At 34.8% G+C, this 24,513-nt stretch carries 26 protein-coding genes, 2 tRNA genes and 1 pseudogene; 17 read left to right on the top strand and 12 right to left on the bottom strand.

Translation table 11 applies throughout. The features are described 5' to 3' along the window. Window positions 1–6: 6 nt before the first annotated feature. From E0F89_RS03895 to E0F89_RS03875, 5 genes are all read left to right on the top strand, one after another. Window positions 7–543, top strand: coding sequence for a DUF4136 domain-containing protein (locus E0F89_RS03895; protein WP_131908530.1), 537 nt, complete (start codon window positions 7–9; stop codon window positions 541–543). A gap of 61 nt (window positions 544–604) precedes the next feature. Beyond that, window positions 605–1,006, top strand: coding sequence for a group III truncated hemoglobin (locus tag E0F89_RS03890; protein ID WP_131908529.1), 402 nt, complete (start codon window positions 605–607; stop codon window positions 1,004–1,006). A 61-nt stretch (window positions 1,007–1,067) separates the two neighbouring features. Beyond that, entirely contained in the window at window positions 1,068–2,201 is a 1,134-nt protein-coding gene (locus tag E0F89_RS03885; protein ID WP_131908528.1) for an esterase-like activity of phytase family protein, read from the top strand. 102 nt (window positions 2,202–2,303) lie between these two features. Continuing rightward, window positions 2,304–2,801: a hypothetical protein gene (locus tag E0F89_RS03880; RefSeq protein ID WP_131908527.1), complete on the top strand. Its 498-nt coding sequence runs from the start codon at window positions 2,304–2,306 to the stop codon at window positions 2,799–2,801. A 322-nt stretch (window positions 2,802–3,123) separates the two neighbouring features. Then, a complete protein-coding gene (locus E0F89_RS03875) occupies window positions 3,124–4,881 on the top strand; it encodes an aromatic amino acid hydroxylase (protein ID WP_131908526.1) in 1,758 nt (585 codons plus the stop codon). A 69-nt stretch (window positions 4,882–4,950) separates the two neighbouring features. Here E0F89_RS03875 and E0F89_RS03870 read toward each other — a convergent pair whose 3' ends face one another. The 4 genes from E0F89_RS03870 to alaS all read right to left on the bottom strand — a co-directional run bounded on the left by E0F89_RS03870 (window position 4,951) and on the right by alaS (window position 10,333). Further along, a complete protein-coding gene (locus tag E0F89_RS03870; RefSeq protein WP_131908525.1) occupies window positions 4,951–5,571 on the bottom strand; it encodes a DUF4230 domain-containing protein in 621 nt (206 codons plus the stop codon). Between the two features lie 2 nt (window positions 5,572–5,573). Continuing rightward, window positions 5,574–6,530, bottom strand: a complete 957-nt coding sequence (locus E0F89_RS03865) for a GSCFA domain-containing protein (RefSeq protein ID WP_131908524.1) — start codon at window positions 6,528–6,530, stop codon at window positions 5,574–5,576. A gap of 131 nt (window positions 6,531–6,661) precedes the next feature. After that, window positions 6,662–7,441, bottom strand: coding sequence for a hypothetical protein (locus E0F89_RS03860; protein ID WP_131908523.1), 780 nt, complete (start codon window positions 7,439–7,441; stop codon window positions 6,662–6,664). A gap of 243 nt (window positions 7,442–7,684) precedes the next feature. Further along, window positions 7,685–10,333 (bottom strand): alanine--tRNA ligase, encoded by a 2,649-nt coding sequence (alaS, locus tag E0F89_RS03855; RefSeq protein ID WP_131908522.1) that lies wholly within the window; start codon window positions 10,331–10,333, stop codon window positions 7,685–7,687. Between the two features lie 340 nt (window positions 10,334–10,673). Here alaS and E0F89_RS03850 point away from each other — a divergent pair, with 340 nt between their 5' ends. From E0F89_RS03850 to E0F89_RS03820, 7 genes are all read left to right on the top strand, one after another. Beyond that, a complete protein-coding gene (locus E0F89_RS03850) occupies window positions 10,674–11,651 on the top strand; it encodes a M23 family metallopeptidase (RefSeq protein WP_131908521.1) in 978 nt (325 codons plus the stop codon). A 97-nt stretch (window positions 11,652–11,748) separates the two neighbouring features. Further along, window positions 11,749–12,081, top strand: coding sequence for a MerR family transcriptional regulator (locus tag E0F89_RS03845; protein ID WP_091165014.1), 333 nt, complete (start codon window positions 11,749–11,751; stop codon window positions 12,079–12,081). Window positions 12,082–12,140: 59 nt separating this feature from the next. Next, window positions 12,141–12,728 carry a LemA family protein gene (locus E0F89_RS03840; protein WP_131908520.1) on the top strand — a complete coding sequence of 196 codons (588 nt, stop codon included), beginning with the start codon at window positions 12,141–12,143 and terminating at the stop codon, window positions 12,726–12,728. 140 nt (window positions 12,729–12,868) lie between these two features. Next, window positions 12,869–13,306: a TPM domain-containing protein gene (locus E0F89_RS03835; RefSeq protein ID WP_131908519.1), complete on the top strand. Its 438-nt coding sequence runs from the start codon at window positions 12,869–12,871 to the stop codon at window positions 13,304–13,306. Further along, complete coding sequence (locus E0F89_RS03830; RefSeq protein ID WP_131908518.1) at window positions 13,306–14,109, top strand: TPM domain-containing protein; 804 nt, start codon at window positions 13,306–13,308, stop codon at window positions 14,107–14,109. Before E0F89_RS03835 ends, E0F89_RS03830 begins: the two co-directional genes overlap by 1 nt. A gap of 81 nt (window positions 14,110–14,190) precedes the next feature. Further along, window positions 14,191–14,934 (top strand): DUF2490 domain-containing protein, encoded by a 744-nt coding sequence (locus E0F89_RS03825; protein WP_131908517.1) that lies wholly within the window; start codon window positions 14,191–14,193, stop codon window positions 14,932–14,934. 104 nt (window positions 14,935–15,038) lie between these two features. Beyond that, complete coding sequence (locus E0F89_RS03820; protein WP_131908516.1) at window positions 15,039–15,275, top strand: hypothetical protein; 237 nt, start codon at window positions 15,039–15,041, stop codon at window positions 15,273–15,275. A gap of 49 nt (window positions 15,276–15,324) precedes the next feature. Here E0F89_RS03820 and der read toward each other — a convergent pair whose 3' ends face one another. The 4 genes and pseudogenes from der to E0F89_RS03800 all read right to left on the bottom strand — a co-directional run. Then, window positions 15,325–16,635: a ribosome biogenesis GTPase Der gene (der, locus tag E0F89_RS03815; RefSeq protein WP_131908515.1), complete on the bottom strand. Its 1,311-nt coding sequence runs from the start codon at window positions 16,633–16,635 to the stop codon at window positions 15,325–15,327. A gap of 171 nt (window positions 16,636–16,806) precedes the next feature. Next, complete coding sequence (locus E0F89_RS03810) at window positions 16,807–17,016, bottom strand: helix-turn-helix domain-containing protein (RefSeq protein WP_131908514.1); 210 nt, start codon at window positions 17,014–17,016, stop codon at window positions 16,807–16,809. 3 nt (window positions 17,017–17,019) lie between these two features. Continuing rightward, window positions 17,020–17,568, bottom strand: a complete 549-nt coding sequence (locus tag E0F89_RS03805) for a DUF2975 domain-containing protein (RefSeq protein WP_131908513.1) — start codon at window positions 17,566–17,568, stop codon at window positions 17,020–17,022. Between the two features lie 410 nt (window positions 17,569–17,978). Further along, window positions 17,979–18,086, bottom strand: a pseudogene (locus tag E0F89_RS03800) (GTPase); the annotation flags it as partial. A gap of 40 nt (window positions 18,087–18,126) precedes the next feature. Here E0F89_RS03800 and E0F89_RS03795 point away from each other — a divergent pair. Continuing rightward, entirely contained in the window at window positions 18,127–18,690 is a 564-nt protein-coding gene (locus E0F89_RS03795) for a hypothetical protein (RefSeq protein ID WP_131908512.1), read from the top strand. A 218-nt stretch (window positions 18,691–18,908) separates the two neighbouring features. On the opposite strand, the gene era is transcribed toward E0F89_RS03795, so the two are convergent. After that, the gene (era, locus tag E0F89_RS03790; protein ID WP_131908511.1) at window positions 18,909–19,790 is read right to left on the bottom strand and encodes a GTPase Era; all 882 of its coding nucleotides are present in this window, start codon (window positions 19,788–19,790) and stop codon (window positions 18,909–18,911) included. Window positions 19,791–19,907: 117 nt separating this feature from the next. On the opposite strand from era, the gene E0F89_RS03785 reads away from it, so the two are divergent. Then, window positions 19,908–19,980, top strand: a tRNA-Met gene (locus tag E0F89_RS03785). A 35-nt stretch (window positions 19,981–20,015) separates the two neighbouring features. Beyond that, window positions 20,016–20,088 (top strand) — tRNA-Met (locus E0F89_RS03780). A gap of 426 nt (window positions 20,089–20,514) precedes the next feature. Here E0F89_RS03780 and E0F89_RS03775 read toward each other — a convergent pair. Next, on the bottom strand, window positions 20,515–21,369 hold the full coding sequence (locus E0F89_RS03775) for a leucine-rich repeat domain-containing protein (protein WP_131908510.1): 855 nt from the start codon (window positions 21,367–21,369) through the stop codon (window positions 20,515–20,517). A 182-nt stretch (window positions 21,370–21,551) separates the two neighbouring features. Here E0F89_RS03775 and E0F89_RS03770 point away from each other — a divergent pair, with 182 nt between their 5' ends. Beyond that, on the top strand, window positions 21,552–22,034 hold the full coding sequence (locus tag E0F89_RS03770; RefSeq protein WP_131908509.1) for a DUF1761 domain-containing protein: 483 nt from the start codon (window positions 21,552–21,554) through the stop codon (window positions 22,032–22,034). A gap of 63 nt (window positions 22,035–22,097) precedes the next feature. Here the strand turns inward: E0F89_RS03770 and E0F89_RS03765 are convergent, their stop codons facing one another. Beyond that, the gene (locus tag E0F89_RS03765) at window positions 22,098–22,373 is read right to left on the bottom strand and encodes a 4a-hydroxytetrahydrobiopterin dehydratase (RefSeq protein ID WP_131908508.1); all 276 of its coding nucleotides are present in this window, start codon (window positions 22,371–22,373) and stop codon (window positions 22,098–22,100) included. Between the two features lie 97 nt (window positions 22,374–22,470). On the opposite strand from E0F89_RS03765, the gene E0F89_RS03760 reads away from it, so the two are divergent. After that, window positions 22,471–23,619 (top strand): GNAT family N-acetyltransferase, encoded by a 1,149-nt coding sequence (locus E0F89_RS03760; RefSeq protein ID WP_131908507.1) that lies wholly within the window; start codon window positions 22,471–22,473, stop codon window positions 23,617–23,619. On the opposite strand, the gene E0F89_RS03755 is transcribed toward E0F89_RS03760, so the two are convergent. After that, window positions 23,612–24,502 (bottom strand): diacylglycerol/lipid kinase family protein, encoded by an 891-nt coding sequence (locus tag E0F89_RS03755; protein WP_131908506.1) that lies wholly within the window; start codon window positions 24,500–24,502, stop codon window positions 23,612–23,614. The genes E0F89_RS03760 and E0F89_RS03755 overlap by 8 nt on opposite strands. Window positions 24,503–24,513: the final 11 nt, after the last annotated feature.

The raw sequence follows: 24,513 nt of genomic DNA, 5'->3' as shown, positions 1-24,513 counted from the left end.
AAAACCATGAAAGCAATTAAACTCCTGCCAATACTTTTACTTTTCGTAGCTGCGTCTTGCAGTTCCGTAAGGGTATATTCCGATTATGATACTAATGTGGATTTTAGTCAATACAAAACATATGCTTTTCATAAAAAAGGCATTGACAAAGTTGAAATTTCAGAATTGGATAAAAAAAGAATACTTAACGCCATCGACAAAGAGTTAAGTCGAAAAGGAATGATCAAAAGCGAAAATCCAGATTTACTGATTAATATCATGACAAAAGAGAGAGAACGAATCGATGTAAATCAGTTCAATGCCGGATGGGGTTACGGTTGGGGATGGGGATGGAATCCGTTCATGTGGGGAGGAAACAACACTTTTGTATCATCTTCAACTGAAGGGACCTTATTTATTGATTTAATCGATGCCAAGAAAAAAGAATTAGTTTGGCAAGGCGAAGGTGTTGGTTATTTGACTGAAAACCGCAATGAAAAAGAAAAAAAAATAAATGAATTCGTTGCAAAAATTTTGGAGCAATTTCCGCCCAAAGCGAAATAATTGAATATTTAGATTCAAACATAAAAGCTTACCTTTGCGTAGGCTTTTTTTATACCCAATCATGACATTACAAACTGACATTACCACGCTAGAAGATATCAAATTACTGGTGGATACTTTTTATTCCACAGTTCAAAAAGACGAATTTATCGGTCCCATTTTCAACGGGAAAATAGGCAACCGCTGGCCGGAACATTTGGAAAAAATGTACCGTTTTTGGCAAACTATTTTACTCGAAGTGCATTCCTATTCCGGAAGTCCATTTCCGCCACACAAACAATTACCGGTTGCCAAAGAACATTTTGACCGCTGGATGGAAATTTTCACAGCAACTACTGATAGCTTGTTTGCAGGCCCATTAGCTGAAGAAGCAAAACTACGCGCTAAAAACATGGCTGAAATGTTCAATTACAAAATTGACTATTTCCGCAATCTTGAGAAAAATCAAACGAACAATTCGTAGTTTTTAAAATGTTTTTTAATCCAAGATCTGTTCCTTCTTGCAAACAGCAATAAATTCCTTTATGCGTAAATTATTATTTCTTGCGGTATTTCCAGCTTTTCTATTTTCTTGTTCCAATCTAAAACAAACCTTTGAAAACAAACCAACGCCAAGCTTGAAACTAATCAGTTCGATTGAAATTCCTTTCGAGGAAACGTTTCAGAATACAAAAGTGGGCGGTTTATCCGGAATCGATTATGATGTAAAAAATGATTTGTATTACCTGATCAGTGATGACAGATCGATGTTTAACGATTCGAGATTTTATACTGCAAAAATTCGCTTGTTCGAAAATAAATTAGAAGGTATCGATTTTCAAAGTGTCACTACTTTAAAAAATGAAATTGGAGAAGCGTATGGAAATTGGTACACCACGCCATCTACCTCAGCAGATCCTGAAGACATCCGATTCAATCCAAAAACAAACACTTTGGTTTGGAGCAGCGAAGGCGCTCGAATACTAACTGCAGGTAAAGAAGTTTTACAAGATCCTTCGTTGAACTTCATGGATTTAAAAGGTGATTTTCTTGGAAATGTTACACTTCCTGAAAATTTAAAAATGCAAAAACTGGAAAAAGGTCCGAGAAACAACGGTACTTTAGAAGGAATAACCTTTGACAAAAAATATAAAACTATCTATATCAACATTGAAGAACCACTTTTTGAAGATGGCGACCAAGCCAATACCAGCAAAGGAGGTTTGATTAGACTGTATCAATTTAATGCCAAAACAAAAAAGAACGTCGCTCAATTCGGCTACCAACTGGAACCTATTGCACATGAACCCAATCCTAAAGGAGCTTTTGCCGTGAATGGAGTTTCGGCGATTCAGTATTATGACAAAAAGCGGTTGCTGGTAGTGGAACGCTCTTACTCGACCGGAACGCAAGCCTGCACGGTAAAAGTATTTTTGTGTGATGTGAAAAAGGCAACTAATGTTAAAAATTATGCTTCCTTACAAAATCAAAAATTGGAATTAGCTTCAAAAAAACTGGTCCTAAACATGGATGATTTGGGGATTTTTATTGATAATATCGAAGGACTTACTTTTGGACCAAAAATGGCTAATGGTAATCCATCGATCATTTTTGTTTCGGATAATAATTTTTCAGACAAACAAAAAACGCAGGTTTTGGTGTTTGAAGTGGTGAAGTAGTAAATTCAAAAAAAAGATATCAATGTGGAATCCAGTTCGCCAAATAACATATTCAGCACCAACAAAAATGAGAATACAAAAAGTTTAATTTAGCGGAAGTCAATGAAACATAATTGGAGAATGTTTGAAATTATTCTATCAGGAATTCAGATTTGTATCGGGCTTTTGATTTTATTTTTTGTCTACTTAACTTGCAATCAATATTATACTTTTTTGTGGGAAAATCCATTAATGGACCATCAGAGCATTGTTCAAATGGCTGTCAGAAAAAATATAGCTTTAATAATTCTATCACTTATTGCTATTTCATCAGCAATACTTTTAATCAAAAACCTATCGAAAGGCTGGGTGACGAGTGTTATAACGTGGATTATGCTTACAACAACTTTGATAATTAACTCTTATCGATTAAACCAAAGCAATCCTGGTGAGTTAGATTTTATTTCTATCTTTATTTTAGGAATAATTACAGTTGTTTTTATAGCTATTGTATTCGCATTAAATAATATAGAATTCAAACGAAAATACAGCCCAACCATAAAAAACTGGATTTTCATAGCAATTTCTATTATTGTACTGACAGCTTTAAAATTTTTATAAGCTTAAACGAATGTGTGACGAACTGAGCAGACTTTGTACGTGGAATGTATTGATGAGATTGCTTCGTTCCTCGCAATGACTGAACGAAGCTGAATTATGTTGAATTATCTACTCTAAATTAAACCCCAACTCCCCTAGCCCTGATTGCAATGAAAAGCTTTTTGCGAAAGCCGTTTTGGTTTTTCTTGTTTATAAAAAGCGACCGGAGGAAGCTCTTTTATAAACTTTAGAAAAACAAACGGGTTTGCAAAAACTTGCAATGAAAAGCGGGAAATAGCTCCTGAAATTCGTACTTTTGCAGTAGAACTACAACGTTTTCGATATGAACACAACAATAGAAAGCAATCCGTTATTAGACCGATTGCCAAAGCACCTAAAACAATTCATTAAGCCTCAGGATTATAGCGATTACACGCCGATAAATCAAGCGGTTTGGCGTTATGTAATGCGCAAAAATGTAGATTACTTATCAAAAGTAGCACACAGTTCTTACTTGGAAGGATTGAAAAAAACGGGAATCGAAATTGACAATATTCCGAGCATGTACGGTATGAACCGCATTTTGACCGAAATAGGTTGGGCTGCAGTTGCAGTGGATGGATTTATTCCACCAAATGCTTTTATGGAATTTCAGGCCTATAATGTACTTGTAATTGCTTCTGACATTCGTCAGCTCGAACATATAGAATACACGCCTGCACCGGATATTATTCACGAAGGCGCCGGTCACGCTCCCATTATTGCCAATCCGGAATACGCAGAATATTTGCGTCGTTTTGGCGAAATAGGCTGTAAGGCGATTTCTTCGCACAAAGATTACCAAATGTATGAAGCGATCCGCCTTCTCTCTATCTTAAAAGAAGCCGAAGATACGCCGCAATCTGATATTGATGCTGCCGAAAAAGCGGTGGAAGATTTGCAGAATAATATGGGCGAATTATCGGAAATGGCGCAAATCAGGAACCTGCATTGGTGGACAGTGGAATATGGTTTGATAGGAACTATCGATAATCCAAAAATTTATGGTGCCGGATTGCTTTCCTCTATTGGTGAAAGTGCGTGGTGCATGACAGATAATGTAAAGAAAATCCCTTACGATATTTCAGCAGCTAACCAAAGTTTTGACATTACTAAACTGCAACCACAACTTTATGTTACTCCAGATTTTGCTTATTTGAGTATGGTTTTAGAAGAGTTTGCCAATAAAATGGCGTTGCGTACAGGAGGATTATCTGGAATTAATAAACTGATACATTCGAATGCTTTAGGAACGATCGAATTGAGCACCGGAATTCAGATTTCGGGAGTTTTTACTAATGTAATTGAAGAGGAAGGAAAACCCGTTTATATCCAAACAACTGGAAAAACGGCATTATCTTACAGAGAAAAAGAACTAGTGGGTCATGGAACGGCTAAACATGCGGAAGGTTTTGGAAGTCCTATTGGAAAACTTAAAGGAATAAATCTCGCGATTGAAGACATGAGTCCAAGAGATTTAAGCGCCTATTCGATCACTGAAAGTGAAACCGTGACACTTGAATTTGAAGGGGATATCACTGTAAAAGGAGAAATTATCACCGGATCCAGAAACCTGCATGGAGAGATTATTTTAATCAGTTTAAAGAATTGTACCGTGACTCACGGAGAAACTATTTTGTTTCAGCCAGAATGGGGGATTTACGATATGGCTGTTGGTAAAAAAGCAATTTCGGCTTTTTCAGGTCCTGCTGATGTAAATAGTTTTGATTTGATTTCACATCTTCCGTCCAGCAAAACCATTAAAGCGAAACATTCTGCGGAACGTGATGATTTAGAGGTTTTATACCAAACGATTCGGAACATAAGGGAAACAAAGGATATGCAAACTTCTTTGGCTCCAATTTTTAAAAAATTGCGTTTCAATCATCCAAACGACTGGTTACTGGCTGTTGAAATCACGGAACTTTTGAAAGACCGAAACGAACCGCAATTGCCACAGGAAATAATGGTTTATTTGGATCAATTGAAAGTAAAAAGACCCGAAGTAGCGCATTTGATTGCTGGTGGTTTAGATTTGATTTTAGAAAAAGAGAAGGTTTAAAAAACTAACCGCAAATTTACAACCTTTAGATTACTCTAATAATTTGCGAATCTGCGGTTGATTTTTTAATTACAATTTTATTTTTTGTCCAAAATCTTTTTCGCTTTCGATTACTTTTCCTTTGTATTGCAGTTTCCAACCCATTGTATTGGTCAGAATCAATATTTTGGATAGTTCACTTATCAATCGGTTTTGCGCATTAGTTTTCAAGGTAGATTTTTCAATTTTTTTGGCCAGATTCGCTTTTACCGATTTATTGATTTTATTGTAATCATCACCCGTAAAAGGATTCAGTTTGCTTTGTTCAACATCATAAAATTGTATGTCAGGACTGATTTTGATTTCTTCTTTTGGAATGCTTACAATCGTAATGGTTTTATTTTTCTCATCGATATCGTATTTTATTTTGTGCAAATCGTACGCGACAGTCACATCGGCATTGACAACGACCAAAGCTTTTTTCTCGAAAGAAAGCATGTCCATCATGTATTTTTGTTGATTTTTATAAGTTATCACTTCCGAAAAATGACCTTCGGTAACAACCAATTTACCAACATTTAAAATTTGTTGTTGAATAAGATTTGTATTGTAAGTGATATCTTCATCGTCGTTTTTCTTAAAATCACAGTATTTGAACAATAAAAATATTCCACCGATAACTGCTATTGCAATAAGTATTCTTTTAAGCATAATTAAAATTTCATGAATGAATATTGATTTTCCAATTTAGTGATTTTTTCTCTGACTTTGGTCTCAAATTTCAAATGACTTTCAGAATTTGGGTTAAAAGGCTTGTGCGAAATACTTTTTTGGATATTCTCCACTTCATCCATCACTGCAATAGCACTTTCAGAAATCGTAGTTTCTTTGAAACGTTTCCAAATATAATTGATTGCTACTTGATTGGGATGTAACATGTCTTCAGCATAAAAACGGTAATCCCGAAGTTCATCCATCATGATTTCGTAGCTGGGAAAGTATTCAGTGCTCAGTTTGCTGTGTTCAGTATTCAAAACACTGTGAATAGCCGAAATCAGGTTAGATTTGCTCCACTGATTTTCAATGAAACCGTCTTTGATGTGTCGCACGGGCGAAACCGTGAAAATAATGTTGCAATTAGGATTTATAAAATGAATTAATTTGATAGTATTTGCTATACTTTCTTCAATTTCACCAATAGAAAGTAATTCTTTCTTGAACTGCTTTTGTGGTACTTTATGACAATTCGCCACAATAGAATCGCTTTCTATATTTCGATAAACCCATGAGGTTCCGTAGGTAATAATGAAATGTGTTGATGCGGCTATGTGTTGATTTGTTGATTTGATTAGTTCATTTATTGACATTAATAAATCCTCTTTATTTGAATTACTCAAATCCGAATGCACATCAAAACAATGCCAGCGTTCATTATGAAAAAAAATGTCATTGTCTGTAAACTGCTTTCCGGAAACAGCAAAATCAATGAGCTTTTCAATCGCCAGCGGATGGAATAAAATTCCAAATGGATTACAATGATTTTGGAACTTAAAATAATCCAGTTTCTCAGACATATTTACAGAAAAACAGGAACCTACAGACATAATCTTAGAAGTATAATCGATAGAATAGTTACTCTCTGAAATGGGAATTGGGGTTCTGAATTGCATCTTTTTCTATTTGCTACAAATTTCAATTATTTTAGCGAATTAAATGAAGTTTAGTTCTTTTTTTCATTGGTATAAAAAAACCCTTTCACAGTTTTAAACTTTGAAAGGGCTGCTGTAAAATAAATATTAGTTTAGTACAGGTATTGTGTTTTTAGATAACCCTTATTTCCATTACCAAAAATGGCTGTTTCCGAAACCCGTTCCGTTGGATAATTCTCAGAATCATATTTATAAGAACTTTTATAATAATTGGCCACGGATAATACTTGATCCCCGCTTGTAGTTGTTGCAATTACAGTATTTATTAAACTGTTATTTAACGAAATAGCCTGCATGTGGTCTAATAATTTTTTATATCCTAAGATATTATGTAACGGATTGTGGTTTGAATCATAATCAAAACTTACGTTGTAATTCGAAGTTACTCCCACAGCCATATTGTCTAATATTCGGTTGTCTTTGATCAAATTTTCATTTTCAAAATACAATGTTCCGTGAAATTCTTTTACTTGCTGGTTGGCTGAACCAATCGTGAATCTTTCATAAGAAATAGTTTTATCTGAATTATGAATGTAGTTGATTTTGTAATTACCCAAAGATTCAACTTCGACCAACTTACTTTCAAGATACCGATATTCAATAGTCTCAAGAAGCTGATTTTTATTATTTAGCGTTACAGTTTTAGTAATTAAACCATCTGAATAGGTAAAATCAATTCGTTTCTGAGGTCCTTCAATACTAACTATTTCATTTCCATTATAAGTATACAAAGTTGTTTCTGAAGTGCCCTCTTCTGAAGTTTCAACAACTTTTCTTAACAATTTTACACAATTGTCATTATCAGTTGAACACGAAAAAAGTGCCATTATCAAAATTAACAATACCCAAAATATATTTTTTGTCTTTTTCATTATATTAAATAAACCGTATTGACCTTCCTAAAAACTTTTAACGCTACAGAATCCAAACCTAGAAAAATAAAATAAAAGCTACAATATTCATCGTTATAATCCCTATATTTCGGTTAAACTACTATTTTTAAATTTGATTAAAACGGTGTGTAAAGACAGCGAAGTGGGGTATCGCACAAAAAGACAAACCCTTTTAAAACATAAGTCCTAAAAGGGTTTTTAATTATAAATAATAAATTTTCTCTATTTTACATACTCAACTGCTTTTTCCAAAGCTTGTTGAATTCCTGCTACATTTTTCCCTCCTGCTGTAGCAAAGAACGGCTGTCCTCCGCCGCCGCCTTGGATAAATTTACCCAATTCTCGAACAACTTGTCCGGCATTCAATCCTTTTTCGGCAACTAATTCTTTTGAAACATAACAGGTTAACATAGGTTTATCTTCGTCGGCTGTAGCCAAAACTAAAAATAAGTTATTCCCTAAATTCCCTAATTCGTAAGCTAAATCCTTTGCTCCTTCAGGATTCAAATCGACTTGTTTTGCCAAAAATTGAACCCCATTTATTTCCTGAATTTCGGCAATCAAACTTACTTTCAAATTTTTTACTTTATCTTTTACCAAAGCCTCAATTTGTTTCGTCAATTTAGCATTTTCTTCTTGCATCGAATGAACGGCTTTCAAAATATCCTGAGGATTTTTCAAGGCTGTTTTTACGTCATTTAATGTGTTTTCATACGAAGCAAAATATGCTTTTACCGCATCACTTGTAATTGCTTCGATACGACGGATCCCTGCGGCAACTGCACCTTCAGAAACGATTTTGAAATGCCAGATTTCCGCCGTGTTTTTCACGTGGATTCCACCACATAATTCCATGCTTTCGCCAAATTTAATCGCACGAACTTCATCACCATATTTCTCTCCAAACAACGCCATTGCTCCTTCTTGAACTGCCTGCGCAAAAGGAATGTTCCTTCTTTCGATAAGTGGTAATTGCTCCTGGATTCTTGCATTTACAAAATCTTCCACTTGCTGCAATTCGGTTTCCGTCATTTTAGCAAAATGAGAAAAATCAAAACGCAAATAGTTTGGATTTACCAAGGAACCTTTTTGTTCCACATGTGTTCCCAAAATACTTCTCAAAGCTTGGTGCATCAAGTGCGTAGCGGAGTGATTTCTGGAAGACAAGCTTCTCAAATCCTGATTTACTTTGGCTACAAAACCTGCGTTTACATTCTCTGGCAATTGTTTTGCAAAATGCAAAATCAGGTTATTTTCTTTTTTGGTGTCGATGATTTCGATCGTTTCATTTGCCGAAACTAACATTCCTTTATCACCAACCTGCCCACCACCTTCAGGATAAAAAGGCGTGTTATCTAAAACGATTTGATATAAAATCCCGTCTTTTTTACTGTCGACTTTACGGATACGAGTAATTTTTACATCACTTTCTGATTTATCGTAGCCTACAAATGTTTCCACATTTCCGGGAATTAACACAGACCAGTCTTCGGTAGAAACTTCTGATGCGGCGCGGGAACGATTCTTTTGTTCTTGCATCGCAGCGTTAAAACCAGCTTCATCTAGTTCGAATCCTTTTTCTCTAAGAATCAATGCAGTTAAGTCAATTGGAAATCCGAAAGTATCGTATAATTCAAATGCTTTTGTTCCTGAAACAGTTGAACCTTTAGTTTCGGCAACTACGTTTTCTAATAATTGTAAACCTTGGTCTAAAGTTCTTAAGAAAGAAGCTTCTTCTTCACGAATCACATTTGTAACCAATTGTTGTTGCGATTTGATTTCTGGGAAAAATCCCCCCATTTGATTCGCCAAAACAGTCACCAATTGATTGATAAAAGGTTCTTTGGTGTTCAAGAATGTAAATCCGTAACGAATTGCACGACGCAAAATTCTACGAATTACATAACCAGCGCCTGTGTTTGATGGCAATTGTCCGTCAGCAATAGCAAAAGCTACCGCCCGAACGTGATCAACTACTACACGAATAGCAATATTGGTTTTGTTTTGTTCTTGAGATTCTTCACTATTGTTCAGAATGACATCATTGGTCGTGTATTTTAATCCTGTAATTTGCTCTACTTTTTCTATAAGTGGTGTAAAAACATCGGTGTCATAATTCGAAGTTTTTCCTTGTAAAGCCATACACAAACGCTCAAATCCCATTCCGGTATCAACGTGTTTTGCAGGCAATTTTTCTAGAGAACCATCTGCTTTACGATTGAATTCCATAAATACATTGTTCCAAATTTCCACTACTTGCGGATGGTCATTGTTCACCAAACTTTTTCCTGAAACTAAAGCTTTTTCTGCTGCAGAACGAATGTCAACGTGAATTTCTGAACACGGTCCACAAGGTCCTTGGTCGCCCATTTCCCAGAAGTTGTCTTTTTTGTTTCCAAGAATAATTCGGTCTTCGTCAATTAATTCTTTCCAAATATCCCAAGCTTCCTGATCAAAAGGTACGTTTTCTTCTGGATTTCCCTCGAAAACGGAAACGTATAAGTTTTCCTTTGGAATTTTATAGACTTCAGTCAAAAGTTCCCAAGCCCAGTTGATGGCTTCTTTTTTGAAATAATCTCCAAAAGACCAGTTTCCAAGCATTTCAAACATCGTGTGATGATAGGTATCAAAACCTACATCCTCTAAATCATTATGTTTTCCTGAAACACGAAGACATTTTTGCGTATCGGCAATTCTTGTACTTTTAGGAGTTCCGTTCCCCAGAAAATATTCTTTGAACTGCGCCATTCCTGAATTGTTGAACATCAGTGTTGGATCATCCTTAAGAACTATGGGTGCTGATGGAACAATTAAATGCCCTTTTGATGCGAAAAAATCCAGAAATTGTTTACGTACGTCTTGTGATGTCATTTTTTTAATTTAAATATTTAAAGATTCAAAAATTTAAAGATTATTTAGAATTGAATTTTTCAATCTTTTAATCATTAAATCTTTTAATTTCTTTTGCCCCAGATAGCAGTGAAAAGCTTCGATATTTATACCTTTATTTTTTCTTGAGGTGGCAGAGCGACCGGAGGAAGCTCCTGCTGGCTCAGTAGAAAAAAAGAGGTATAAACGAGAACTTGCAACAAATAGCTGGAATAGGCACATTATTTTATTTATTCCTGAAAAAAGGGTGTAACAAATGAAACATTTGTTAAATTTGTTCGTCTAACCTTTTACAGTGAGCAAAAATAGGGTATTTTAAAATATGTCGAAAGTAAAATATTATTACGATTCCGAAAATCTAGCCTATAGAAAAATAAAAACACGAAAAAGAAGAAAATTTGGTGTTATTATGCTGTTTTTATTGGCATCGGCATTGTTTGGTTTTTTGAGTTTTATAGTTTTATTGAATACTCCTTATTTTGAAACACCAAAAGATCGTTTGCAGGCGCGTGAAATTGAAAATTTGAGATTGAATTATGCTATTTTAAATAAAAAAATGGATCAGCTAATTGGCGTTGTTGATGCTATTGAAGATCGGGACAACAATTTGTATCGTGTGTATTTTAACAAATCGGCGATTCCGGATTCTATTCGGAAAGCAGGACTCGCGGGAAAAAACAGGTATCAATTATTAGAAGGTTATGACAATTCACAGTTGGTTATCAATACCACAAAAAGGATCGATGTACTGAGCAAGGAATTAGCGATACAGTCCAAATCACTGGATGTGATTTTGAAATTGGCAGAAGCTAAAAGTGATTTTTTGTCAGCTATTCCTGCCATTCAGCCAGTAAGAAATGAAAATTTAAAACAAATGGCTTCCGGTTTTGGTTACCGAACGGATCCTTTTACAAAAGCGAGGAAAATGCATGAAGGCATGGATTTTACGGCAAAAACAGGAACGCCCATTTATGCCACGGGAGACGGGGTTGTAGCAAAAGCAGACAATACTGCCTCTGGGTATGGAAATCATATTGTTATTCGGCATGGATTTGGATACGAAACTTTATACGCACATTTAAGCAAATATAAAGCCAGAGCGGGACAACGCGTAAAACGAGGTGACGTTATAGGATACGTGGGAAGCACAGGAAGATCCGAAGCGCCTCACTTGCATTATGAGGTTCACAAGGACAAGAAAGTGGTGAATCCACTTAATTTTTATTACGGAAATATTTCAGCAGTGGAATATGTTGTTATTGCACAGTTGGCGAACCAGGAGAATCAATCATTAGACTAATACTCAAAAAAGAGTGGTCAGTGATCAGTTTTAAGTGATCAGGTGTAGCAGAAAAAAAGTATACAGGTTGCAGAATTAAAAGTCAAATAAAAGAAACATGCATATTGAGCTTTCTAAAGATAAAAGATATTACAGCATTGGCGAAGTAGCCAAGGCATTTGACGTGAATGCATCGCTGATTCGTTTTTGGGACAATGAATTTGATATTCTGAAACCAAAAAAGAATGCGAAAGGCAATCGAATGTTTACTCCCGAGGATATCACTAATTTACAATTGATTTATCATTTAGTGAAAGAAAGAGGTTTTACGCTGGAAGGTGCCAAAACACATTTGAAAGAAGGACAAAAGAAAACGTTAGATAAGTTTGAAATTATTCGAAAGTTAGAAACGATACGTACACAATTAACAAACATTAAAAACGAGCTTTAGAAATATCAATTGCATTGTTAAAAATTAAAACTAAATATTAAACATTAAATTAAATAAACATGAGAAGATTTTTGCCTTGGATTATCGGAGCAGTTGTAATTTTTGTAATTTACAGCTGGGTTAAAGGAATTAACAATACTGCGGTAACGTTAAACCAAAATGTAGAACAATCTTGGGGTGATGTGCAAACCGCGTATCAAAGAAGAAATGACCTAATTGGAAACTTAGTAAATACCGTAAAAGGTGCCGCTGATTTCGAAAAAGGGACCTTGACAGCCGTTATCGAAGCGCGTTCGAAAGCAACAGCAGTAAATGTTGATCCTGCCAATATTACTCCGGAACAATTAGCGGAATTCAACAAAGCACAAAGTGGCGTTTCATCAGCATTGTCAAGATTATTAGTAACTGTTGAAGCGTATCCTGAATTGAAAGCAAATCAAAACTTCTTGAAATTACAGGATGAATTGGCAAGTACAGAAAATCAAATTTTAACGGCGAGAACACGTTTTAACGAAGCGGTAAAACCTTACAACAACCATGTCAAAACTTTTCCTAATTCATTGTTCGCAGGAATGTTCGGTTTCAAAGAAAAAGCATATTTCAATGCTGTTGAAGGTGCTGAAAGACCGGTTGAAGTTAAATTCTAAAGTTATATTTTTAGATTTCTAGAAGTCGATATAGATCAAATTTAAATTGTGGAAAGAACCTTTAAAAATTAACGATTTTTGATTGCAGATTTAATAATTCTGAAATCATAGATCGTTAATCTTAACTCAAAAATATTTCAATGTCAAAAGTAGAAGAATTTTTAACCAAAGCAGAAGAACAAGAAATTGTAGAAGCTATTCGCATGGCCGAAAAAAATACTTCTGGTGAGATTAGAGTTCATATTGAAAAAACAACTTCCATGGATGCGTATGATCGCGCCATGGAAGTTTTTCATGAACTGAAAATGGATGAAACTGAACTCAAAAACGGTGTTTTAATTTACTTAGCTGTAGAAGATAGACATTTCGTGATTTGTGGTGACAAAGGCATTAATGATGTCGTTCAACATGATTTTTGGAATTGTACCCGTGATATTATGGTAACTGAGTTCAAAAAGGGGGATTACAAGCAAGGACTTATTGATGGAATTGCCAGAGCTGGCGAGCAACTACACCATTATTTCCCTTGGAAACATGGAGATACTGATGAATTATCAAACGAAATATCTAGAGGATAATGCTATTACAAAAAAAGAATTCCCTAATTTTCCTAAACCTGTTTGTTTGTTTGTTCTTCACACAAATTGGCTTTGCACAATTTACCATTCCTGAAAAACCAACATTACAAACTGCTGTTTACGATTATGCGAATGTTTTAAGCGCAACAGAAAAAGCCCAATTGGAGGAAAAACTTATAAGATATTCCGACTCTACCACAACTCAGATTGTAATTGTTACCATAGAAACTCTTAAAGGGGAAGATGTTAGTCAATTAGCAACAAAATGGGCGCAGACATGGGGACTCGGTCAAGCAAAAGAAGACAATGGTGTACTTATCTTATTGTCAAAAGCCGAAAGAAAAATTGCTATAAACCCTGGTTATGGACTAGAAGACCGATTAACTGCTGGAATTGGTGGGGAAATAATAAGAAACGTAATTATCCCGGAATTCAAAGCCGGAAGTTATTTCAGAGGTCTTGATAAAGGAACTGATGTTTTAATTGATGTTTTTAAAGGCAAATACAAAGGCGTTCGCAAGCAAACTCAAAAAGATAAAGGATTTCCTATTTTGCCCTTAATTGTTATCGTAATTATAATACTAGTGCTGATTTCAAGAAATAAAGGCGGTGGGAATTCTGGCAATCGTGGTGGTGGCGGACCAAGTTTGTTGGATGTCATTATTTTAAGCAGTCTAGGAAGAAACAGTGGCGGAGGTGGTTTCGGCGGAGGTTCATCTGGCGGCGGATTTGGCGGAGGTGGTTTCGGCGGTGGATTTGGCGGCGGAGGTTTCTCCGGCGGTGGATCAAGTGGGGGCTGGTAAATTTAAATTATTGATTATTGAATACAAATACCCTATCTTCTTGATAGGGTATTTTTTTATATTTGGCTCAAAATAAAAACCATGAGATTTTACTATTTCTTATTATCTATTCTTCTTACAAGTGCAACAGTTATTGCTCAATCAGAAAAAAATATAGATCATCAAAGTATTCTTTGGACTCGTTACTACAATCAATTGCTGTTGAATGAAAAATGGTCTTTGCATTCTGAATTTGACAACCGGCTTTTTATCAAACCACTCCAAGAAAACTTATATGTTATTCGAATTCAGGGACGATATAAAATCAATGATCATTTAGAGGCTGGCGCTGGCTTTGCTTATTTTTCTGTTGACACTCAAGTCCCGGAAATATCAAATAATTTCACCATACCTGAATACAGAGGACAACAGGATATCACCTGGAAACTAAACGTTAATAAAGTAATATTGATGCAGCGATTTCAATTAGAAGAGCGATTTATTCACAATGCCAATATAGAAGAGTTGCTTCCAGGCAGTACATTTTTTTGGAGATTCAGATACAGACTACAAGGTGATTATACTTTTTGGAAAACAGAAAAACATTTATTAAAAGCTGTAGTATCCGATGAATTAATGTTCAATTTTGGAAAAAAAATCATCAAAAATACGTTTGATCAAAATAGAATTTATGCCGCCATACATTATGGCCTGAATACTAATTTAGCATTTGAACTCGGTTACTTAAACAGTTTTCAAAGAAGAAGCAATGGAATCGATTTTTTCAACAGAGATATTGTCCGCTTCAGTATTTTTCATAAAATTAAAATCTCAAAAAAGATATAAAGTGCATTTATAATTATAACCGATAAAAATTTTAAACATTGATTACCAATGTATTAACTAAATTTTTACAATTCGTGGCGTAACTTTATTCAAAAGATATAACCATGAAAAATTTTGCAATTAAACTCGTGTGGTTCACTACCATTTATGTTTTTGTATTTGCCGGTTTATGTCAAACTAATGTTGCTTTGCCGGTAATAATGACGCTATATTGCGTTGGCATACCGTTAATTCTCTTTATGGTTTACACCGTGCTAACTGATGATTATAAAACCACAAAAACATTCAAAGATTGGTACGGCGACCATCCAATGAAAACTTTGGAAAAAGAAGAAAGCTAACCGTTCGATTCCCTTTTAACCAAAAAATCCCGATTGCTCGGGATTTTTGTTATTTTTCTCTGATATAAATATCGATTGGCACTCCTGAAAAGTCCCAGTTTTCTCTAATTTTATTTTCCAGATAACGTTTGTATGGTTCTTTTACATATTGTGGCATATTAGCAAAAAATACAAACTGAGGTGTTGGCGTTGGCAATTGCATACAATATTTAATTTTCACATATTTCCCTTTTGTTGCTGGCGGCGGATATGCTTCAATCACTTTCAACATAAATTCATTGAATTTTGAAGTAGCGATACGTTGCTGTCTGTTTTCAAAAACTTTTACGGTTGCTTCTAATGCTTTCAACAAACGTTGTTTCGTTAATGCCGAAACAAAAAGAATAGGCACATCCGTAAACGGCATTAATTCTTCTCTGATTTTAGCTTCATAATCACGAGTTGACATCGTTTCTTTTTCCACCAAATCCCATTTGTTCACTAAGATTACAACACCTTTACGATTTTTTTCAGCCAACCAGAAAATACTTTGATCCTGACCTTCAAATCCACGTGTGGCATCAATAATCAAGATACAAATATCAGCATGTTCAATAGCACGAACGGAACGCATTACCGAGTAAAACTCTAAATCTTCCTTCACTTTTGCTTTACGACGGATTCCCGCAGTGTCCACTAAGTTAAATTCGAAACCAAAACGGTCAAATTTTGTATCAATAGAATCACGCGTAGTACCCGCAATGTCCGTCACCATAAAACGTTCTTTACCAATCAAGGCATTGATAAAACTTGATTTACCGGCATTTGGTCGTCCTACTACCGCAAAACGCGGCAACACCACTTCCTCTTGAACGGGTTCAGGTTTTACTGGGAAAGCTTCGATTAATGCATCCAATAAATCTCCTGTTCCACTACCTGATATACTGGCAAACGTATAGTATTCACCCAAACCTAAGTTGTAAAACTCCAAGGCATCTTTCTCACGCATGGCGTTGTCTACCTTGTTTACAGCTAGCAAAACCGGCTTTGTCACTTTACGCAACAAGCGCGCCACTACATCATCCATAGGCGTAATGCCTTCCTCAACATCAACCACAAAAATGATTACATCGGCCTCATCAATGGCCAGTTCTACTTGCTTGCGGATCTCGCCCTCAAACACATCATCAGAACCTTTTATGTAACCGCCGGTATCAATTACAGAAAATTCTTTTCCGTTCCACTCGCTTTTACCATAGTTTCTATCGCGGGTCACCCCAGATACTGAATCTACAATAGCTTCTCTTCTTTGTATCAGCCTATTAAAAAGGGTCGATTTCCCTACATTAGGTCTTCCTACTATCGCAACAATGTTATTCATAATATAATTTGAAAAATTCGTTTTTACGAAACCTTATTTTTCCGTTTCGGGTGGCAAAGGTAGTGTTTAAAAGCGTGATTATCAATTTTTTTCGAATATTAGCCAGATTAGCAAAGCCTAACAACCTCATCTTCAAAACAAAACTCACAGCCTAACCACTACCCTTTGTATTTATTCGTTCTTCGAATATTCTAAAATATCACCTGGCTGACAATCTAAAGCTTTACAAATAGCCTCCAAAGTACTAAAACGAACCGCCTTAGCCTTTCCTGTTTTTAAAATGGATAAATTAGACAAAGTCAAATCCACCCTCTCCGAAAGCTCGTTCAATGACATCTTGCGCTTAGCCATCATCACATCTAGGTTTACAATTATTGCCATAACTTAAATGGTTAGTTCGTTTTCTTGCTGTATTTCGATTCCTTTTTTTATAATTTGTCCAATTACTAATAAAATTACACTGGTAAACCACCACACATCACCACCACCAAAACTTAAATCGGCAATATTTGGCATCTGTAGTCCATCATCCATCAAATTCTTTGTAAAGCCTGCTCCCCACAAAGAAAACAACCCAATTCCAAAAGAAATAATAGCAACCAAATCAATAAATTTTTTTAAAAATTGATTAAAAGGCTGTGCCAAATTGATCTTATTACTGTGAAAAACGAGTACAACATTGTAAAACAATACTGCTTTCAACACCGTAACAATGCACATTAAAACAGTCAAAGTCACATAATGCGACTGGTTGAAATGATACAAAGCAGACAAATCAACTTCCGTCCAAAATTTACTTGCCCCAGCAGGATTGAGCAGCAGAGTAAAAACAGTGTTAAAAATAAAGCCACCCGCTTGGATGCAAAGACCCACAAAAATAATCCAAGATACCACTTGCAATACTTTAAAAACAAAATTGGTTTTTCTAGACATGATACAAAGTATTTAAAATTAAAATACAAATGTATAACTATTTATTGAAAAACAATAAAAATACATTATTTATCAAAAAATATCTATTGCTTATAAAATCATCAGGAGCTATTCCAGCGCTACAATACAACTCCTCGCGCCTCAAGGAGCTGTTGCAAAGCCCGTGCAGTAGCTTCCTTTGGTCGCTATTCACGAGCAGCAACACCTTCCTTTTTTCGCTACGGGTTTTCCTTTTCACTCTGGGCTAAAAAAAAACTGTAATTAAGACTAACTCTATCACTGATTTCAATGTTTAGACACTTGGCGAGGTTGAGAACCGAGTTTTTTAAACAAAGTAAAAATGAAGTTAAAAAAAACAAACAAAAAATGAATCGAAAACCAAGTCATGAGTTTTAATCAAATATCCCCATAATTGTCGATACTAAATCTACAATAGCCTCTCTTCTTTGTATCAGCCTATTAAAAAGGGTTGATTTCCCTACATTAGGTCTTTCTACTATCGCAACAATGTTATTCACAATATAAATTCAAATATTTGCAAGGGTAGCATTTAAAACCATGAATATCTATTTTTTTGATATATTAGCAAACCCTTATCCTTTTAATACCTACAAGTTTACTACTATGGATGCTAATAACGAGCTCAGACTTCGATTACGATTTTACAAAGATGTTCCGCAAAACATAGATGCTTTGCGTGTTAAATTTGCCAATTACACCCAAATCAAGTCCAAAAATTACTTCGTAAAAATTCGTGGTTATCACATATGGTTAAACATAAAAGGACCTAAAAAAGCGTATTGGTCGCCTCATTTACATATAGAAATGGAATCAAAAGACCAAAACGAAACTCATATTAGGGCATTATTTGGCCCTGACCCAACCTTATGGACACTTTTTATGTTCTTCCATTTTATTATTGCGGGAATCTTTTTGATTTTTTCGGGAATTGCTTATTCTGATTATATACTGAAAAATCCCGTAACATTCGATCTAGTCGTAATGGGATTAATGGTTTTCGCCTGGTTTTTACTTTATATTGTAGCCAAACAAATCCGAAGTAACGGCCACAACCAAATGAATGATTTGGAGAATTTATTTTTAGAAATTATAGAATCTTAGTTTTTATTTGGAGCAATTCCAGCTCTCCACTGCAACTCCTCGTTCGAAAAGCTTTTTTTCTAATGCGTTTTCAGGAGCTTCCTCTGGTCGCTCTGAAAACACAAGAAAAAATAGCATTCTCACTGCGGGGTTTTCATTTCGATCCGGGCTAAAAAAAAAAATCAATATCAGAAATTCAATTCCAATATTGATTTTAAAAATTTAAAGTTATTTAAGATCTACTGATTGTAACCAAAACGTTTCAGCATATTCGCGTTGCTTCTCCAGTTTTTATTTACTTTCACGTATAACTCAATATGAATTTGTTTCCCAAAAAATTTCTCTAAATCAGCACGGGCTTCCATTCCTACTTTTTTCAAAGCAGCACCTTTATGTCCGATGATGATTCCTTTTTGGGTATCGCGTTCCACCATAATCAAAGAACGGATTCTGATGATGTTTTCATCTTCAAAAAACTCTTCGGTTACAATTTCTACTGCGTATGGGATTTCTTTGCTGTAATTCAATAATATTTTCTCACGGATGGTTTCATTTACAAAGAAACGTTCCGGTTTATCTGTCAATTGATCTTTTGGGTAATATGCAGGTGATTCCGGCAACAATTCAATGATTCTTCCGAAAACTTCCGGCACATTAAAATTCTGCAAAGCTGATATTGGGAAAATTTCCGCATTAGGAACTTTTGCAGTCCAAAAAGCCACTTGTTCTTCGAGTTGCTCCTGATTAGAATTATCTATTTTGTTCAATAATAATAGAACCGGAATTTCAGCATGGATTATTTTATTAAAAAAAGCTTCATCTTTCAATTCTTGTTCTCCAATTTCCACCATATAAATCAATATGTCAGCATCTTCAAAAGCGGACTTAACGAAATTCATCATGGAAGCCTGCATTTCATAAGCTGGCTTAATGATTCCAGGAGTATCCGATAAGATTAATTGAAAATCTTCCCCGTTTACAATTCCCAGAATTCTATGACGTGTTGTTTGTGCTTTTGAAGTAATTATTGATAACCGTTCTCCAACAAAGGCATTCATTAGTGTTGATTTCCCAACATTAGGATTCCCGATGATGTTTACAAAACCTGCTTTATGTGACATTTCTATTATAATTTATTGTGCAAAGGTAGACATATCAAGTCAATAGACGAAATAAAACATTTTTAAAAATTTTTATTGGAAATACGGAAATTCGTCGTACATTTGCACCCGAAACAACGCGGGATAGAGCAGTAGGCAGCTCGTCGGGCTCATAACCCGAAGGTCACAGGTTCGAGTCCTGTTCCCGCTACTAAGGTAGCCTTATTGAGATTACAAAACGCACATCGCGGGATAGAGCAGTAGGCAGCTCGTCGGGCTCATAACCCGAAGGTCACAGGTTCGAGTCCTGTTCCCGCTACTAAGAACGACCCATCAACATTTTGATGGGTTTTTTCATTTTTACTACCTTCCTCAACCCCTACAAACACTGAGATTAAGTCAAAAATACCGTTTACTTTTTTGGTTAGATATTCTCTATTTTGTGCCCTAATGGTCATCACCTTTGGAAACACTAAATTTTAGATTTTTATTTTATTTCCAATAATCCCGTTTACTCCAGCCAAGAACTCCAAAACGATAAGCACTTTAAAAAACTTCATAATATCTGATGAGATAAATTAGATAAAGCACATAAAAACTACCTCATACTATTATTAAATCCACAAAAAAACCTGTGATGCAAAAATCATCACAGGTTTCTCTAACTACTAATTAAATCAACATATTCAAAAAAAAACTAAACTCATTTATTTTTAAGTAATGCTCCACGTTTCTGTTTCGTGGATTAATCTTCTGCGACCACTGACGAATTTTTATCAGTTGCTATGTCCAACAATACAGCAATTCCTTGATGATTTACCATTGTCATGTTTAAAGTATCCAAAGCTGCTAAGTCTTTAGAAACTATACCATTAAACATGTTATAAGAAATATTCATTTCTTTCAAATTATTCAATTTTTCCAGCTCAAACGGCACTTGACCATTCATTTTATTATCAAACAAACTAAGATTTTCAAGAGAAGTCATATTCACCACGTCACTGCTTAGCCCACCTGTTAACATATTGCTATTCAAAAGTAAAGTTTTTAGTGTTGTTATCTCGTATATAGAATTTGGTATTTGCCCAATAAATTCGTTATTAAATAAAGACAAAATTTCCAACTGTTTTAGTGCACCAATTTGCATTGGCAACTCACCGGAAAGCCCGTTCATATAGAGTTCTAAATCCTTCAAGTTACTTAGTTTACAAATTGAGCTAGGAATTATCCCTGCCAATTTGTTGAATGAAAGATTTAAAACTTTCAAAGCTTTTAAATTTCCGATAGCAGAAGGAATTGTGCCCGAAATTTTATTTCTGTGAGTATTTAGCTCTTGAAGATAAACCAAATTGCCAATCGCAGCTGGAATTTCACCGACTAAATTATTATTCGTTAGATTAATTGAAACTACTTTATCATCCTGCAGCTTAATTCCATACCAATTAGAAACTGGTGAAGATAAATCCCACTTTACTGTCCATTGACTTCCATTCGTAGATTCATAGAGTTTCACTAATGCATCTTTCTCTGCATTAGACACTTCTGCTAACATGGATAGCGAAAACAAAAAGGTTAAAAATAAAGTAGCTGTATTTTTCATAACTTAAAGTGTTTTGTTTTTAATAACACCTAAAACTACATTCCTTTCAGCTAATCTACAAATAAAACCGACAAAATACACTTCTTTATACTAATTATAAAGTTATGTCTTACAAAATATAAAAGATTGATGTTAAATTATAATGTTTTAGCTTTGATTTATTAACTTCAAAAATAAATGTTCTGGAAATAAATTTTATGGCCATTTTTTTGGCTGCTTTGTCTACACTTATAGTCGGATTTGTTTGGTATAATCCGAAAGTTTTTGGAACTATTTGGATGAAAGAATCAGGAGTTAATCCAGAAAAAATGATAGGAAGCAACATGTTTTTGCTATTTGGAGCCTCATTTTTTTATGCCATTTTAATCAGTTTGATCCTTCAAATGCTCACCATACATCAATTTGGTGCGTTGGGTATGATTGGTGGCGATCCTGCTATTGCGAAACCTTCCTACATTTCTTTTATGGCTGATTATGGAAATTCCTTCAGAACCTTCAAGCATGGCGCTTTACATGGTTTTATGGCAGGACTCTTTTTTGCATTGCCAGTAATAGGAACAAACGCGTTATATGAAAGGCGAAGCTTCAAATATACCCTCGTCAATGGTGGGTTTTGGATAGTTTGCTTAACCATAATGGGGGGAATTATTTGTGCGTGGAAATAAAATCGCCATGATTTAAAATAAATTTCGTCTGCTAATAAGAGAGACGAAATTTATTTATTTTCTTTAAATCTTTTCTATAGCTTTCGCCAAATCAATATCTTTATCAGTAACTCCATTAGCATCATGCGTTGTCAAACGTATTGTAACTTTATTGTACACATTAAATAATTCCGGGTGGTGACTTTCCTTTTCTGCCATCACTCCTACTTGTACTATAAAACCCAATGCTTGGGTGAAATCTAAAAACTTAAAATTTTTTTCTATTCCATTATTGATAAATTTCCAATTTTTTAAATCTTTTAACTCCGTTTTGACGGTTTCCTCTGTGTAGGTTTTCATAATTTGCTTTTTTATTTTTATAAAGTTACTTAATTTCGAGCCATTCAGTAATACTTTAACTTTATTAACTAATTTTGGAAAAACATTACCTTTCAATTTGAATACAGCTTATTCTTTTACAATTTATGATTCCACTGCACAACTTCCTGCAAGCTGGAATGATTTAGCGACTACAACCATTTTTTTATCCAAAAAATATCTGGAGGTTCTAGAGAAATCATCTCCTGACAACATGATTTGCCATTTCATCGGGATTTTCGAAAAAGAAACTTTAGTTGGTATTGGCCTCTCCCAATTTTTAGATCTTAATAAATTAGAATCCTTTGGGGAACGTGATAAATGCATCAAAACTGCTGTTCGGAATACTGTTTTTAGAAACTTCGGCTCTCATGTACTTGTCATTGGCAATAACATGTTAACTGGTCAAAATTCATTCACCTTATCAGACACAATCGATAAAAAGAAAGCATTACAGACATTGCACGCTGCTGCTACAGAATTAAAAAAAAGGTTTAAATCTAAGGGTATAAAAATTCACATCACTACCTACAAAGATTTTAGCGAAGACGAAATAAAGGACTTTGCCGTTCCCGAATTCAAAAAGGATTATCAGTTTTCCACGCAACCCAACATGGTTTTTTCTATTAATGAAAATTGGAAATCAGAACAAGATTATATCGATTCACTATCAAAAAAATACCGAGATCAATATAAAAGAGCGCGAAAGAAAGCATCTCTGATCGAGAAAAGAAAGTTGCATCTGGAGGACATCATTGCTTTAGAGGAGACAATTTATGATTTGTATTTCCATGTTGCTAAAAATGCTCCTTTCAATACATTCTTTCTGCCAAAAAATCATTTTAGAGTTTTCAAAGAAATATTAAAAGACAAGTTTCTATTTTACGGCTATTTTATCGATGAAAAACTAATTGGTTTTAACACATTAATAAAAAATGGTAAAATAATGGATACCTATTTTCTGGGCTATGATGAAAGTATTCAACGTGAAAAAATGCTGTATCTAAATATGTTGTACGACATGATCGCTTATTCCATAAATAAAGGCTTCAAGGAAATTGTCTTTGCGAGGACGGCTTTGGAAATTAAAAGTTCTGTTGGTGCCAAACCAGTGAAAATGTATGGTCTTATCGCCCATACCAATGAAATGGTGAATCCCCATATGCCAAAAATATTTAAGTATTTAGAACCTGAAACTCTTTGGCAGGAACGAAATCCGTTTAAATAATCTCGCCTATAGGCTTGGGAATCGCTAATTTCATTTGTTTTGGTAAAATTTCGATATTCAATTTCGTTTCAGTTCCACAATATTCACCATCTATTTGAAAACTTACCGGAATGTTGGTTGTGACAAATGCTTTATCAGTAGAGATAATTTCGACATCATTGCTATCTACAGGCATATTTCCAGTGATAATTTTACCCAGTACAATCAAATCCATATTTTTTAAAATAACCAATTCAAACTTGCCATCGTCCATTACTCCGTTTGGATTAATAGAAACTCCGGTGCCATATTTTTGAGAATTGGCGATGACAATCATTCTTGCCTCGCATTCAATAGTTGGAAAATCTCCTGTAATTGTTGCAATAAATGGATCGTCTAAGTCAATTAAAGTAGATACAGTTTGCAAAGCGTAACCCCATTTACCTCTTATGCTGCCGCCTTCATAGTTCTTAATTAATTCTGCATTTACACCTAAATCACTTAAATGAATACTTTTTTTACCATTAATGGAAATCATATCAATTTCCATATAATCATTATGGAAAGCAATTTCTAAATTTTCTTCGGTTGTTGCCGGCAAATTTAAATCCACTGCTAAACCATTAGCAGAACCAGCGGGTAAAATCCCAATAACGACATCATGCTTTTCCATAGCTTCTGCAACCATTTTTATGGTTCCGTCGCCACCGGCTACAATGATTCGCTTGGGTTGATAGGTATTATACAGTACTCTTATATTTTCAATATCTGATATCCCGGAAGTATTATAAACCACAAGATTCAAATCTTCCTTTTCAGCAAAAGCAGTCGTAGCGTCAATAAGTGCTGACTTATCAACATCTCCAGAAATAGGATTAACGATCAGGATAATATTATTTTTCAAACTTTATTCTC

It is taken from the genome of Flavobacterium caseinilyticum (assembly GCF_004349085.1).
Lineage (GTDB): Bacteria > Bacteroidota > Bacteroidia > Flavobacteriales > Flavobacteriaceae > Flavobacterium > Flavobacterium caseinilyticum.
Note: the sequence above shows the minus strand (reverse complement) of the source record. Positions and strands in the feature narration are given on the sequence as shown.